The 14,497-nt window shown below is 35.4% G+C and carries 13 protein-coding genes; 11 read left to right on the top strand and 2 right to left on the bottom strand.

Annotated features, from left to right (window positions below):
- Position 1: 1 nt before the first annotated feature.
- From IPM51_02495 to IPM51_02460, 8 genes are all read left to right on the top strand, one after another.
- Positions 2-850: an Omp28 family outer membrane lipoprotein gene (locus IPM51_02495; protein ID MBK9283171.1), complete on the top strand. Its 849-nt coding sequence runs from the start codon at positions 2-4 to the stop codon at positions 848-850.
- Between the two features lie 43 nt (positions 851-893).
- Entirely contained in the window at positions 894-2,090 is a 1,197-nt protein-coding gene (locus IPM51_02490) for a pyridoxal phosphate-dependent aminotransferase (GenBank protein MBK9283170.1), read from the top strand.
- A 14-nt stretch (positions 2,091-2,104) separates the two neighbouring features.
- Positions 2,105-3,121, top strand: a complete 1,017-nt coding sequence (locus IPM51_02485; protein ID MBK9283169.1) for a D-glycero-beta-D-manno-heptose-7-phosphate kinase — start codon at positions 2,105-2,107, stop codon at positions 3,119-3,121.
- A 53-nt stretch (positions 3,122-3,174) separates the two neighbouring features.
- Entirely contained in the window at positions 3,175-3,909 is a 735-nt protein-coding gene (gene ubiE / locus IPM51_02480) for a bifunctional demethylmenaquinone methyltransferase/2-methoxy-6-polyprenyl-1,4-benzoquinol methylase UbiE (GenBank protein MBK9283168.1), read from the top strand.
- A gap of 68 nt (positions 3,910-3,977) precedes the next feature.
- Positions 3,978-4,559 carry a hypothetical protein gene (locus IPM51_02475; GenBank protein MBK9283167.1) on the top strand — a complete coding sequence of 194 codons (582 nt, stop codon included), beginning with the start codon at positions 3,978-3,980 and terminating at the stop codon, positions 4,557-4,559.
- Entirely contained in the window at positions 4,560-5,444 is an 885-nt protein-coding gene (locus tag IPM51_02470) for a T9SS type A sorting domain-containing protein (GenBank protein ID MBK9283166.1), read from the top strand.
- A gap of 4 nt (positions 5,445-5,448) precedes the next feature.
- A complete protein-coding gene (locus tag IPM51_02465) occupies positions 5,449-6,249 on the top strand; it encodes a T9SS type A sorting domain-containing protein (GenBank protein MBK9283165.1) in 801 nt (266 codons plus the stop codon).
- A 10-nt stretch (positions 6,250-6,259) separates the two neighbouring features.
- Positions 6,260-7,987: a multicopper oxidase domain-containing protein gene (locus IPM51_02460; GenBank protein MBK9283164.1), complete on the top strand. Its 1,728-nt coding sequence runs from the start codon at positions 6,260-6,262 to the stop codon at positions 7,985-7,987.
- 13 nt (positions 7,988-8,000) lie between these two features.
- Here the strand turns inward: IPM51_02460 and IPM51_02455 are convergent, their stop codons facing one another.
- Positions 8,001-9,236, bottom strand: coding sequence for an HD domain-containing protein (locus IPM51_02455; GenBank protein MBK9283163.1), 1,236 nt, complete (start codon positions 9,234-9,236; stop codon positions 8,001-8,003).
- 129 nt (positions 9,237-9,365) lie between these two features.
- Between IPM51_02455 and IPM51_02450 the strand changes: the two genes are divergently transcribed.
- Genes IPM51_02450 through IPM51_02440 form a run of 3 tightly spaced genes read left to right on the top strand, consistent with a single transcriptional unit; the run spans position 9,366 to position 12,200 of the window.
- Positions 9,366-10,925 carry a PglZ domain-containing protein gene (locus IPM51_02450; GenBank protein ID MBK9283162.1) on the top strand — a complete coding sequence of 520 codons (1,560 nt, stop codon included), beginning with the start codon at positions 9,366-9,368 and terminating at the stop codon, positions 10,923-10,925.
- 6 nt (positions 10,926-10,931) lie between these two features.
- The gene (gene tsaE, locus IPM51_02445) at positions 10,932-11,351 is read left to right on the top strand and encodes a tRNA (adenosine(37)-N6)-threonylcarbamoyltransferase complex ATPase subunit type 1 TsaE (protein ID MBK9283161.1); all 420 of its coding nucleotides are present in this window, start codon (positions 10,932-10,934) and stop codon (positions 11,349-11,351) included.
- An 18-nt stretch (positions 11,352-11,369) separates the two neighbouring features.
- Positions 11,370-12,200, top strand: a complete 831-nt coding sequence (locus IPM51_02440; protein MBK9283160.1) for a hypothetical protein — start codon at positions 11,370-11,372, stop codon at positions 12,198-12,200.
- A gap of 48 nt (positions 12,201-12,248) precedes the next feature.
- Here IPM51_02440 and IPM51_02435 read toward each other — a convergent pair whose 3' ends face one another.
- On the bottom strand, positions 12,249-14,492 hold the full coding sequence (locus IPM51_02435) for a T9SS type A sorting domain-containing protein (GenBank protein ID MBK9283159.1): 2,244 nt from the start codon (positions 14,490-14,492) through the stop codon (positions 12,249-12,251).
- Positions 14,493-14,497: the final 5 nt, after the last annotated feature.

The raw sequence follows: 14,497 nt of genomic DNA, 5'->3' as shown, positions 1-14,497 counted from the left end.
AATGAAAAACTCAAATTTAACAGTTTTGTTTTTTCTCATCATAGGCCTTTACTCCTGCGATAAGGTAAGTAACCCTATTCAAAACGCTACAACCACCCCTGTTGTTAACACCAATACACAAGTTAGAAAAGTGCTACTTGAAGATTACACGGGGCATAAATGCGGTAATTGTCCTGCAGCAGCTATCGTAGCAGAAAATTTATACAATCAATATCAAGGAAAAGTAATTCCTATTGCTGTTCATGCAGGTTTTTTTGCTAAAACTTCCGTTTCTCATCCAACATCTTACACAACTACTGCCGGAAATGAATGGGATGCAAATACCGGTTTCGGCATAGGAACCGCCGGAAATCCAAATGGAATGGTGAATAGAAAGAATTTTCCTGATCATGGTTTAATTCAAAAAGAAGATAAATGGCCAACTACCGTTTCATTGGCATTAAATGACACTTATTATTTAGGTTTGGATTTGAAAACCAATTATAATGAAGGTACACGAGTATTAAATACCGAAGTAAAAGCAAAATTTGCAGCTACCTACACAAACAATGTAAAATTGCAGGTTATTATTACTGAAGACAGTGTCATCGGCCCACAAACCGATTATTCTAAAAACCCAGATTTAATTCCAAATTATGTATTCATGCATATGTTAAGAGGCGATTTAAATGGTCCGTGGGGTCAAGCTTTACAATCTGCTCCCATTGCATCTAACGATTCCGTAACCGTAAATATTACTCCATACAATTTACCTGCCGGCTTCAAGGACAAGCATATTACTGTAATTGCTTTTGCATATGATGAAACCACAAAAGAAGTTTTGCAGGTTGAAAAGAAAAAAATTAAATAATTAATTATCTCGGATAAATCATACTCTTCTTATTCCTTCTATCATGTCGTTTCTTTCTAACAGAGTAAATCAAGTTTCCGAATCGCAAACCATTGCGATGGCTCGCAAAAGCCGCGAACTTAAAGCTAAAGGTATTGATATCATTAGCCTTAGTTTAGGCGAACCGGATTTTACAACTCCTCAAATAATTAAAGACGCAGCTATAGAAGCGGTAAATACCAATTTCAGTTACTATACCCATGTTTCTGGTTACTTAGAACTGAGAGAGGCCATTTGTAAAAAATTTAAGCGGGATAATAATTTAGATTATACACCCGAAGAAATTGTGGTGAGTACCGGCGCTAAACAAAGTATAGCCAATGCCGTATTGTGTTTAGTTAACGAAGGTGATGAGGTTATTGTACCTTCTCCGTATTGGGTAAGTTATATTGAAATATTAAAATTGGCCGGAGGCGTTCCTGTAATAGTTGAAACTACCATTGCCGACGATTTTAAAATGAGTGCCGAGCAATTAAAAAAAGCCATCACACCAAAAACCAAACTCATCATGATTAGTACGCCTTGTAATCCTACAGGTAGCGTATACAGTAAAGATGAATTAAAAGCTTTGGCAGATGTTGTGGCTCAGCACAAAGATCTTTTCATCCTAAGCGATGAAATTTACGAACACATAAATTTTGTGGGCGGACATGAAAGTTTTGCGCAATTTGATTTTATTAAAGATCGCGTGATAACTATAAATGGAGTTTCAAAAGGATTTGCCATGACCGGTTGGAGAGGCGGAATTTTAGCTGCTCCAAAAGTAATTGCTCAAGCTTGTGATAAAATACAAGGACAATTCACTTCTGCCACTTGTAGCATTACGCAAAAAGCTATGCACAAAGCCATGGAATTGGATTATGAAACCTATATCAAACCCATGCGCGACCAATTCATGAAGAGAAGAGATTTAGTTTTAGAATTGATGCAAAAAATTCCGGGATTAAAAATCAATAAACCCCAAGGTGCATTTTATGTTTATCCTGAAATAAGTGCGTATTTCGGAAAAAAATATGAGAATCATACTATATTAAATGGCACCGACCTTTCTCTATTTTTATTAGATGTGGCACATGTGGCTTTGGTTCCCGGCGCTGCCTTTGGTAGTGATAATTACATACGTTTTTCTTACGCTACCAGCGAAGAAAATTTAATTGAAGCTTTAAAAAGAATGGGTAACGCATTAGCGAAACTTCATTAATTTTGTCCTTTAACATGAAGAAAATATCAGTAAAAAAAGAACACATCCGCGAAATTTTCCGCTCTTTCAATAATCTGAATGTGTTAATTATTGGAGATGTAATGATTGATAGTTATTTGTGGGGAAAAGTAAGCCGCATTTCTCCCGAAGCTCCTGTTCCAATAGTTGCCGTTACTAAAAGAGAAAAAAGATTAGGCGGAGCTGCAAACGTGGCATTAAATATACAAGCATTAGGTGCAAATCCCATTTTATGCTCGGTAGTAGGTGTAGACCATGAAGGACTTGCCTTTTTGGATTTATTACGAAATCAAAAACTGAGTCAAAAGGGAATTTTAAAATGCAGAGACCGCATTACCACTGTAAAAACAAGAGTGATTGGAAACAATTCTCAGCTATTAAGAGTAGACGATGAAATCGTTAGTGATATTGAAGCGCTAGAAACACAACAACTATTAATGCTGATTTCTCACATCATTCAACACGATAAAATTGACGTAATTATTTTTGAAGATTACGATAAAGGATTAATTACGCCCAAATTAATCAGTAAAGTATTTGAACTAAGTAAAAACAAGGGGATTCCAATTTGTGTGGATCCTAAAAAGAAAAGTTTTCATGCCTATAAGGGAGCGAGTTTGTTTAAACCCAATTTAAAAGAACTAAGAGACGGTTTAAAACTTGATGTTAGTTCAGATAATATTGCAGAATTGCAAAGAGCAATCAGTAGTTTCAGAGTGAAATTAAAAGCAGAAACTATTTTAGTAACCCTTGCTGAAAAAGGAATTATTACCAATTCCAGAAAAACAAAAGAACATTTAGAAGCTCACGTGCGCAGTATCGCAGATGTAAGTGGCGCCGGTGATACTGTAATTAGCGTAGCTTCGTTGTGCAGAGCTTTAGAATGCAATGAAATTGTAACTGCTGCATTGGCCAATTTATCAGGCGGCTTGGTTTGTGAACAGGTTGGAGTTGCCCCTATCAATAAAGAAAAATTTTTAGAAGAAGCTCTTAAACTCGATTTTGTAAAATAAAATCAATTTTATTTTATTCTTTACCGCTGCTGAACTTAGCAGAAATTAAAACTATGCAACACGACTCAATAACTCCGTATAAAAATTCTGAGGCCAAAAAAGATCAGGTTGCCAATATGTTTGATAATATTTCACACCGTTATGATTTTCTGAATAATTTACTTTCGTTCGGAATTCAAAAAGGATGGCGAAAAAAATGTGTTAAACTTTTACTTAATCATAAACCACAAATTATTTTAGATGTGGCCACCGGAACAGCGGATTTTGCGTTAGAATGTATAGTTCTCAAACCTCAACAAATTATTGGAATTGATATTAGTGAAGGAATGATGAAAATTGGTAGAGAGAAAATTAAAAAAAAAGGATTCGAGAATATTATTAAACTGGAACAAGCCAGCGCAGAAAATTTTAATTATCCCAACAATTCATTTGATACCATTGTTATTGGATACGGTGTTCGTAATTTTGAAAATCTGGAAATGGGATTGAATAATTTACTGCGAGTATTAAAACCCGGAGGGAAAATGGTAATTCTTGAATTTTCATATCCCAAAAATCCGTTTATCAAAGCAATTTACACGTTTTACTTTTCTTACATCACACCCATAATTGGACGGATTTTCTCCAAAGATCCCAGAGCCTATTCCTATTTAACTGAAAGTGTAAAAGCCTTTCCCAACAATGAAAATTTTACGGCTATTCTTGAGAAATGCGGATTTATTAATTCCAATTTCAAATCATTAAGTTTTGGGGTTGCAGCGATATATACCAGCGAAAAAAGGAAATAATTGATTCTTCTCATAAACTGATTTTTTAACTTTTATTTTTATTATATTTTCTTTAACTTGTGAATTCTATGCAAGTAAAAAAATATTCTCTCCAAATTGTAGTATTAATTCTTGTCACTATCCTTTCCGCGTATGGTCCGGGGCCCTCTAGTTCGGGCGCGCCCGCATCACATACCGGTGCCCCTGGTGAAGGAAATTGTACTGAATCCGGGTGTCATGATGATCACATAGTTAATTCGGGAACAGCCATGCTCCAATTAGAAATTGAAGGACAACCTGAAAAAATTGAAGCCGGTAAAATTTATTCACTGAAAGTTAAAATAGAAGATAACAATATCACCCGTTTTGGTTTTCAAGCTTTAGTATTGGAAGGAAACAATAATCAAAATTGTGGGGAATTTTTAATCACAGATTCTGCACGAACTCAAATCGTGCACAATCGATATAAATTGCAAGATAGAAAATATGTAACCTACACATTTAACGGAACTGATGCTGTTGCTAAAGGAAAAGGTGAATGGTCTTTTAAATGGAAAGCGCCCGAAAAATTAAATACACCGGTTCATTTTTACATTTCCGGAGTTTCAGCCAATGATGATATGTCGGACAAAGGAGATAAAGTATATACCAAAATTTCAAAATATAATTAAATGAAAATTTTTAATAAAACTTATATTTCTTTTATTCTGTTGCTTAGCCTTTTTTTCCTGGCGGCATTTACCATTAAAAAATCTTCAGGCGCACATCCCGGAAGCACTGGCGCACCGGATGATGAAACTTGTGCTCAGGTTGGATGTCACGCTGACGCTATGGTAATCACTAATGCAGTAAATAATAATACCTTAATTTTTTCCACACCTGATTCGTCGTACTTTCCCGGACAAGTATATACTTTAACTGTGCAAGTGCAAGGCTCAGGGCTTAATCCGGTTACCAAATTTGGTTTTGAGCTACAACCTATTAAAGATGCAGATTCAACACACGCCGGGCAGTTTTCTTTACTACAGCCAACGCGAACGCAAATTATCAATCACTTGATGAATGGTGATACCCGTTATTCTGTTACTCATACCGAGACCGGAAATATTCCCGTTTCCACTAACTTAAATCAATGGATAATAAATTGGACTGCACCGCCAACCAATGTTGGAAAAATTACTTTTTATTATGCTACCAACTGCGCAAACGACAACGGACAAAATACCGGAGATAGAATTTACTTACACAGTTTTCAAATTCATCCAAACCCAGCCGTTGGTATAAATGAAGAAGAATTAACACATCACATGTTTGCATTTTATGACAATTCAACAAAGAATATTATCGTAGATTATAAATTGGCCGAAAAAAGTGAAACGGAAATAAAAGTATTTGATGTAAGTGGAAAACTAATTTATTCTACTTCTAAAGAAAATACGCAAGGCACTCAGAAAATATCTATTCCGGCAGGAAATGAATTCAGTAGCGGTAATTACATTATTCAGTTAAATGTAAATGGATCCGTTACCAATAAAAAAATAATCATTAATAAATAATACCATGAAAAAATTAATCGCTTTATTCACATTCACCATTCTTTTAACAATACAATGCAATAAAATGCACGCGCAGGTAACCGCAATGGATTTTAATGTTATAGATTGTAATGGTGGTGGTCCTCATAATTTATTTAGCGATCTCAACTCAGGCAAAGTAGTAATTATTGAATATTTTATGACCAGTTGCAGCCCATGCATCACGGCCGGCCAAACTTTAGAAAATTTAAAATCAAATCTTATTTCACAATATCCCGGAAAAATAAAATCCTATGCATTTGGATTTACAAACACGTATTCATGCAGTACAATTTTAAATTGGGTAAACACTAACAGTATAACTTCAATTCCGGTTGATAGTGGTGCAACTCAAGTTGCTTATTACGGAGGCATGGGTATGCCAACCATTATTATTGCGGCCGGAAACAATCATCAACTTTTGGGCTCACCCTACGTTGGATTTAACACAAGTGATACCACCCAAATGGCTAATAACATCCGTACTTTTTTGAACGGCCCGGCATCTGTTTTCGAAAACAACAATTCCATTTCAGACTTAAAATTATTTCCTAACCCGGTAAATAATAAATTAAGTATTGATTTTAATTTAAGTGACAATTCAGATATTCAAATAAAAGTAACCGATATTTCCGGTAGACTTATTTCCTCTCAAAATTTAATGAATAAACAAAAAGGAAATAATCTATTTGAATTAAATACCACTGAAATTGAATCTGGATATTATACTTTACAAATTCAATCTCAACGCGGTATATCAAGTCGAAAAATATCAATCATTCATTAAACAAATTAATATGCGAAAATTAATTAGCTATAGTTTATCGTTATTTTCTTTTTTACTGATTCATGCTCAAAACCCGCTTTTTATTCCTGACACATTAAGCGGAACAAATTTCAGTTTGAGTATTCAAACAGGCACCAAACAATTCATTGGGTTAAACAATACACCTACTTACGGATATAACGGAAATTTTTTAGGCCCTACTCTTTTTATTCAAAAAGACGATAGCATTACATTAAATGTAAAAAACAATTTAACTCAAGCAACTACAGTTCACTGGCATGGCTTTCATGTATCTCCTCACAACGATGGTGGTCCACATCAATTAATATTACCCGGAGCTACTTGGAGTCCTTCTTTTAAAATGCGAAATGAAGCCGCCACGTTTTGGTATCATCCTCACGGAGAAGGCAAAACAGAAATGCATGTTTCCAGAGGTTTAGCAGGAATGATAATAGTTCGAGACAACGTTGAACGTTCCTATAACTTACCGCGAAAATATAAAGTAGATGATTTTCCCTTAATCCTTCAATCCAAAGCCTTTGATGTGTTGTGGCAATTAGCTCATGCCACACACGAAGATAGTGTGATGATGGTGAATGGCACGATAGATCCATTTTTATCCGTTCCTCAACAAGTAGTTAGATTTAGAATGCTTAACGGTTCTTCTGACAGAACGTTTTATGTAGGTTTATCTGATAATTCCAATATGCATTTAATTGCGAGCGATGGTGGATTGTTATCAGCGCCTTACAGTACCAATCGGGTAAGAATTTCACCGGGTGAAAGAGCAGAAGTGCTTGTTAACTTAACAACATACAGTGTAGGAACGCAATTATATTTAAAAAGTTATTCATCAGAATTACCGAAAGGAATAATTGGCGCAGACAGCGTTGGCACAGCCTCTTTAGTTATTTCGGAAGGATATTATGCCAATAAATTAAACGGTGCCGATTTTAATTTGGTTCGATTGGATGTGGCCGCGCAAACTGCAAGTCCGGTTACCACTATACCTTCTACATTTACTCCAAAAGTCCCCCTGTTAGAATCCAACGCAGATGCTACCCGCCTGATTGTATTTACGCCCGACACAATTACCAGCGGACAACAAGGTAAAGTAGATGGCCCTTTCCTGATGAACAATAAACCGTTTCACATGGATACTATTAATATTAAAACCTTGTTGAATAACACTGAAGTGTGGACCTTACATAACAAAACAATGGTGGCACACCCTTTCCATATTCATGACATTCAGTTTTATGTATTAGATATCAACGGTGTGCCTCCGCCACCGGAATATCGCGGATTAAAAGACGTTATACTTGTGAAACCTAATGACATTGTTCGATTTATTTGTCAGTTTACAACTTTTAAAGATAACATGATGCCCTACATGTACCATTGCCATTTACTACACCATGAAGACGACGGAATGATGGGCACTTTTTTGGTATTAGACCCTAACGAAATAGGTATGCCGGAGTTACAAAAAAATAATCTTGATTTTGAAATTTATCCAAATCCCGTGAGCGACCATCTAACAATAAAGTTAAACCGTTTTTCAAATGATACTAATTTATTTGTAGAAATACGAAATGTTTTGGGGCAACGGGTTTTTACAAAAAATAATATTACAGAAATAACCCGTATAAATACCCATTCTTTGAGCGCAGGCGTTTATTTCATTTCGGTACAATCAAAAACCCAAAAATTCACGAAGAAGTTAATTGTTGAGTAATAAAAGTTTTTGTTTATTCCAATTCTTTCGGGTAACACACATAGTGCTTAGTTACCGTTTTGCTTAAACTAAGTAAATTTAACTGATCGCTGGCCTGTGCCACATCTACCAATTTCCCATCACTCATTAAAATATTTATATTAAATGAATTGGCATTGTACGCACTATTATTAACCGAATCAACGGCAACAAAATAAGAAGCTTCTTTTCTGCTTATATTATAATATTTACAAGCCTTTTCAATCAATTTATTCTTTAAGGAAACCGGTATGGGCTCTGCATGCAGCTCTATCCGATTTAAATGTCTGTTCATTAATTTCAAACACAAAGTGGATAGTATTTTATCGTCGTTGTAGCACCACACTTTTATTGAAGCTAAAATATCGCTATCATCAAGCCTTGTAAATTCGGTCAACAGATTTTTATTTTTCTCAAAATCACTGCGCTTAAAATCATTTTTTAAAAAGAGTTGAAAAACCGGAGTTGCAAACAAAAGTTCTCCTTTAGCCGACAATTCTTTGGCGCGTTTCAAAATATTAACCAATAAAGTTTCGGCGCATAAAACAGTTTTGTGCAAATATACCTGCCAATACATTAAACGTCGGGCAATTAAAAATTTCTCAATGCTGTAAATGGCTTTTTGTTCAACCACTAACTGATCTTTAGCCACATTCAACATTTTTATTATTCTGTCGCTACTAATAACCCCTTCACTTACTCCGGTAAAAAAACTATCTCGCTTTAGATAATCTAATCTATCCATATCCAATTGTGAACTTACCAGTTGGTGCAGAAAATGTTTTTTATATTGATTTTTAAATATTTTAATGGCTAAGGATAATTTTCCTTTAAACTCCTTATTTAAATGGCCCATGATTAAACCACTTACGTCTTCGTGTGAAATTTCTCTCACCAAACTATGTTCCAATGCATGGGAAAACGGACCGTGGCCAATATCATGCAATAAAATCGCAATTAAAGATGCTTGCTCCTCCTCCCTCGTTATTTCAATTTCTTTAGACTTCAGTGTGTGTATAGCTTCCTGCATCAGGTGCATGGCTCCAATGGCATGATGAAAACGAGTATGCAATGCACCCGGATAAACCAGGTTGGTGAGACCCAACTGTTTAATATTTCTTAAACGCTGAAAATAAGGATGATTAATAAGATCATAAATGATATCATCCGGCAGTGTAATAAATCCATAAATCGGATCATTTATTATTTTTCGTTTATTACGGGTAGCCATATTGTAATTCAGTTTAAAGATAATCTTTTTTCCATTGCTAAAAGTGTACTTTATTTGTGATTAATTGGGCGAGGCAACACACTAAATTCTTTCATTTCGCGTATATTTACATATAGAACCAATAAAATTATGGATAAAGTTAAAATCTTGTGGGCTGATGATGAAATTGATTTATTAAAACCGCACATCTTGTTTTTGGAAGGCAAAGGATATGAAGTGTTAACCGCTAAGAGTGGCGATGAAGTTTTAGATATACTAAAGGAAAACAACATCCCCGACGTGGTTTTACTCGATGAAAATATGCCCGGCTTAAGTGGCATTGAAACTTTAATTAAAGTAAAGCAATTAAAAACAGATTTACCGGTAATTATGATTACCAAAAGTGAAGAGGAACACATTATGGAAGGTGCCATTGGAGGTAAAATTGCCGATTACCTGATTAAGCCGGTTAATCCCAATCAAATATTGATATCCCTGAAAAAAACGCTAGATAATAATCGATTGGTTAGCGAAAAAACGAATACCGAATACCGTAAAGAATTTGGGAATATTGGAATGCAGATTAACGATAATTTAAGCTGGAAAGAATGGCAGGAATTGTACAAAAAAATTGTGTACTGGGAACTAGAAATGGATAAGCTGCAAGATAAAAGCATGTTGGAAGTTCTTAAAATGCAGAAGTCAGACGCCAATGCTCAATTTTTTAAATTCATTGAGAAAAATTACGTGAGTTGGCTAAATGGAAAAGAAAAAGATGTTCCTACGATGAGCCATACCTTGGTAAAAGACAAATTTATACACGAATTAAATAATCCGGATCCGGTTTTTTTATTATTGATTGATAATTTAAGATATGATCAATGGAAAATAATTCAACCCATCATTCAAAATTATTACAAAGTTGATTCTGAAGAAACTTTCTTTTCGATTTTACCAACGGCAACACAATACTCACGAAACGCAATTTTTAGTGGTATGATGCCTGCAGAAATGCAAAAACTTTTTCCTAATCAGTGGTTGGATGATGAAGATGAAGGGGGGAAGAATTTACACGAGGAATCGTTTTTACAAGCACAATTGAAAAGATTATTGGCAAAGGAAATAAAAATAAGTTATAACAAAATTACAAACTTCAACGCCGGTAAAAAATTATCTGACAACTTACACAACCTGTTTCAAAATAAATTAAATGTAATTGTTTACAATTTTGTGGACATGCTTAGTCATGCAAGAACCGAAATGGAAGTGATCAGGGAGTTGGCAGAAAACGAATCTGCGTACCGAAGTATTACGTATAGCTGGTTTGAACACTCTCCATTATTTGATATTATTAAACAATTAGCAGAAAAAAAGATTAAAATTATTATCACAACCGATCACGGTACTGTTCATGTAAAGGAACCAACAAAAATTTTAGGTGATAAAAATGTAAATACTAACCTCAGGTATAAGCAAGGAAAGGCTTTGGATTATAATCCAAAAGAAGTATTTGAAATAAAAAATCCGGCAGATGCTCATTTACCTAAATTACATCCAAGCTCAAGGTTTGTATTCGCAAAAGAAGATAGATTCTTCGCTTATCCAAATAATTTTAACCATTATGTAAATTATTACAAAAATACATTTCAGCATGGTGGCGTAAGTTTAGAGGAAATGATTATCCCCTATATCACGCTTTCTGCCAAATGATAAAACATGGAGCTTTCAAACATACGCTTAGATTTAGATGAACTGCCTAAAACCGCAGACTTACTTTTACAAATGTTCAGTAAACAAAAAGTTTTTATTTTCGCCGGAGAGATGGGTAGCGGAAAAACAACCTTTATAAAAGCTTTATGTGAAAGATTGGGAAGTAAAAATTCGTTCTCCAGCCCTACTTTCAGTTTAGTAAATGAATACAATTATTCCAATGGAAAAATATATCATTTTGATTTATATCGAATTAAATCTGAAGAGGAATTACTTGACATTGGATTTGCCGAATATTTAGAAAGTGACAATTACTGTTTTATCGAATGGCCTGAATTGGCGCTTCCGTTAATTCATGAAAAAATCGTACGAGTTCATTTGAAGCAAAATGATAATATTCATTACCTTAGCGCCATAATCGAATAATTAAAAATCTTCATTGCAATGAGGAAAATACTTGCCACTACTTTTTTTACTGCCGTACTATTTTCTTCTATTGCGCAAGATTCCTTAAGCGGTAAAAAAAAGGGGCATTTTTATGGTTCCTGGGGTTATACCAGAGCAATTTACAGCAAAAGCGACATTCACTTGAAAGATTTATCCGGTAATTACCACCCGGCTACAGGCAAAAACAATTATTATGATTTTAAAGTGCTTCAGGCCACAGCAAGTGACAGGCCCGACTTTGATAGAATTCCGGATATTATAAATATTACAATACCTCAATTTGTTTTTAGAGTGGGATATTATTTTTCTGAAAATAGTGGCATTGAAATGAATTATGATCACACGAAATATGTTGTTAATCGCGGACAACGCGTACATATAGTAGGTCAGATTGATGGAATTGCTTTAGATAAAGACACAACGTTATCTCATGACTTTCTGGATTTTGAACACACCGATGGTGCAAACTTTTGGATGATTAATTATTTGAAAAAATGGAAATTGCATAATGGAGGCAAAAAAATTAAAGCTTTTGTGGTTGTAAAACCGGGTGGTGGAATTGTTTTTCCCAGAACCGATGTAAGACTTTTTGGAGAAAGATTAAATAACGATTGGAAAATTTCCGGAGTAATAGCAGGTGTAGAAGCCGGATTTAGAGTTGAACTTTTTGATGCTTGTATGTTCGAAATTGTTTCTAAAGGTGCTTATGCCAATTACATAAACGCTTTTGTTTTAGGAAAAGGGAACGGAAAAGCAAGTCACTCTTTTTATTCCGGACAACTCACAGCCACCTTAGGATTTATTATTAATTATAATAAAAAGAAATAAAAAAATCCCCGGTTTTTTGCCGAGGATTTCTTATTAAATTATGTTGTATTATTTTTGTTTAACTACTTTGATTATAACATTTTCATTACCTTCCACAATCTTCATAAAATAAATCCCATCGTTTAATTGCTGTATATCCACATGAATCAATTCCCCATCACTAACTTTACTGTATACTTCCTTTCCAATAAGATCATACACAAATACTAAGCGCGATTTTGATTTTGTAAATTCTATTTTAAATTCTCCATTATTTGGATTAGGATAAACTTTTAAGTTTTCAGAAAGCATTTCCACTTTATCAATGCCGGTGCAAAGCTCCACAACAATTTGTATATTGGTGGTCATCATACAACCTGTTGTTGTATTTGTACCGGTTACCGTATAATTGGTAGTTGTTGAAGGTGTAACATTTGCGGTAGGTGTTAACGCGCCCGTACTCCAGCTGTAAGTATCCGCTCCGTTACCGGTTAAGGTACACATTTCGCCCTTACAAATAGTTTGAGAACTAGCTGCAATAAATACATTCGGAACTGGGTTAACAATAATATTTTTTATTGTCGGCGGTCCAACACATCCTAGAATTGAAGTTCCATATACACTGTAAGAAGTAGTTGTTGTTGGGCTTATTACAATAGTTTGTGATGGCATACCATTACTCCATGAATAAGAGTTTGCTCCTAAAGCGGATAAAGTAATAGTTTGCCCAACGCACATGGCATTTGGACCAGATACCGTTACATTAGGCGAAGCATTAACCGTTACGGCATGTGTAGCAAAACCGGTGCATCCGGCCGGCGTATCACCATATACGGTATAGGTAATATTTCCAAATGGAACCGGTGAAATGGTAGAGGTTAAATCACCTGTACTCCAAGTATAACTGTTAGCACCATTGGCAGTTAAATTAATTGGATTACCCGCACATGCCGTATTACTTCCAACAATAGTAACCGTTGGATTCGGATTAACCGTAACTGTTATTATTGCAGATGAAGTGCATGCTCCTGCGAAACCTTCAACAGAATAAGTTGTGGTAACTGTTGGCGAAAATGATTGACTTGGATTATTACTGCCATTACTCCAAGTATAACTCACCGCACCAATGGCAGTAAGAACTACACTTTGTCCAAAACATATTTGGTCAGTACCGGTAATTATAACGGTTGGGCTTGGTGTTACAGTTATGTCTTTTGTAGCTGTTCCTGTGCAACCGGCAACTGATGTGCCTATTACACTATATGTGCCACTAACGGTTGGCGTTATGGTTATAGGATTTATTAACTGGCCATTACTCCAAGAATAAGTATTGGCTCCGTTTCCGGTTAATGTAATGGAATTACCCGGACAAACAGCCGTGTTGCCACCCGAAATAGTAACAGTTGGATTCGGATTAACAGTTACGTTTAAAGTTGTAGCCGGTGTTGAAGTTCCGCATGTATAAGTTGCGGTAACCGATAAAACACCGGTAGCACTAGGTGTAACTAAAATTGTATTTGTTGTACTGGCACCTGTCCATCCACCCGGTAAAGTCCAATTGTATTGAGTTGCACCCACCATTGGTGTTACTGAAAAAACTTGACTAGCTCCAATACAAAGAGATGATAATCCTAAAATAGGGCCTGGCGCAGTTGGCCCTCCTGTTGATACAGTAAAACGATATGCATCTGATGTTGCGGTCCAGGTTTGACCATTTCTACCCGGTACTGCGGCAGCCAAAGTTCCAGGGCCATTCATTATTCCTTGCGTTGCATTAGAGCCGTCTGAAGTAATTACACCACTATGAATTTCAATAGTATTAGACGTTTCAAACAATTTAATTTGTCCGCTGTTAAATGCAGGTCCGTTATTGCAGCAATGAGGAATTAAACTATAGGTAATTAAACAAATTCGGTTTGGAGCAACACCGATGGTTTGATAACGAATGGTTCCACCACCAGGAGGATACAAATCATTCCAAGAAAAGGCAATCATATTATTAACTGCGTTTCCGGGTGCGGGAATTGAAGCACCGGAACAACAACCTTGACTTACAGCAGGATTAAAAGAAATAAATCCATTGGATGAAATATAAAAATTAGTATAGGCATTACAGTAAAAAGTAAATGTAAAACCGATAGGGCAAGCACCGGAAACCTGATCATCGCTCAATGTTACTGCTGTTCCCGCTGATGGAATAATATTTGGAGGAATTGATTGTGTAGTATATAATGAGCAATTGGAAACGCAGGGTTGTGCACTTACCAAAACAACTGATAAACACAATACTAAAAGGAGTATAAATTTTTTCATATAAT

Source organism: Sphingobacteriaceae bacterium (genome assembly GCA_016715905.1).
GTDB lineage: Bacteria > Bacteroidota > Bacteroidia > B-17B0 > Aurantibacillaceae > Aurantibacillus.
The sequence above is the reverse complement of the archived record's forward strand: the minus strand, read 5'-3'. Positions and strand labels throughout refer to the sequence as shown.

Bases quoted from the DNA above. Each gene is read 5' to 3' on its own strand.
- IPM51_02495 (MBK9283171.1), top strand. From the start codon at position 2: ATGAAAAACTCAAATTTAACAGTTTTGTTTTTTCTCATCATAGGCCTT.
- IPM51_02490 (MBK9283170.1), top strand. From the start codon at position 894: ATGTCGTTTCTTTCTAACAGAGTAAATCAAGTTTCCGAATCGCAAACC.
- IPM51_02485 (MBK9283169.1), top strand. From the start codon at position 2,105: ATGAAGAAAATATCAGTAAAAAAAGAACACATCCGCGAAATTTTCCGC.
- ubiE (MBK9283168.1), top strand. From the start codon at position 3,175: ATGCAACACGACTCAATAACTCCGTATAAAAATTCTGAGGCCAAAAAA.
- IPM51_02475 (MBK9283167.1), top strand. From the start codon at position 3,978: ATGCAAGTAAAAAAATATTCTCTCCAAATTGTAGTATTAATTCTTGTC.
- IPM51_02470 (MBK9283166.1), top strand. From the start codon at position 4,560: ATGAAAATTTTTAATAAAACTTATATTTCTTTTATTCTGTTGCTTAGC.
- IPM51_02465 (MBK9283165.1), top strand. From the start codon at position 5,449: ATGAAAAAATTAATCGCTTTATTCACATTCACCATTCTTTTAACAATA.
- IPM51_02460 (MBK9283164.1), top strand. From the start codon at position 6,260: ATGCGAAAATTAATTAGCTATAGTTTATCGTTATTTTCTTTTTTACTG.
- IPM51_02455 (MBK9283163.1), bottom strand. From the start codon at position 9,236: ATGGCTACCCGTAATAAACGAAAAATAATAAATGATCCGATTTATGGA.
- IPM51_02450 (MBK9283162.1), top strand. From the start codon at position 9,366: ATGGATAAAGTTAAAATCTTGTGGGCTGATGATGAAATTGATTTATTA.
- tsaE (MBK9283161.1), top strand. From the start codon at position 10,932: ATGGAGCTTTCAAACATACGCTTAGATTTAGATGAACTGCCTAAAACC.
- IPM51_02440 (MBK9283160.1), top strand. From the start codon at position 11,370: ATGAGGAAAATACTTGCCACTACTTTTTTTACTGCCGTACTATTTTCT.
- IPM51_02435 (MBK9283159.1), bottom strand. From the start codon at position 14,492: ATGAAAAAATTTATACTCCTTTTAGTATTGTGTTTATCAGTTGTTTTG.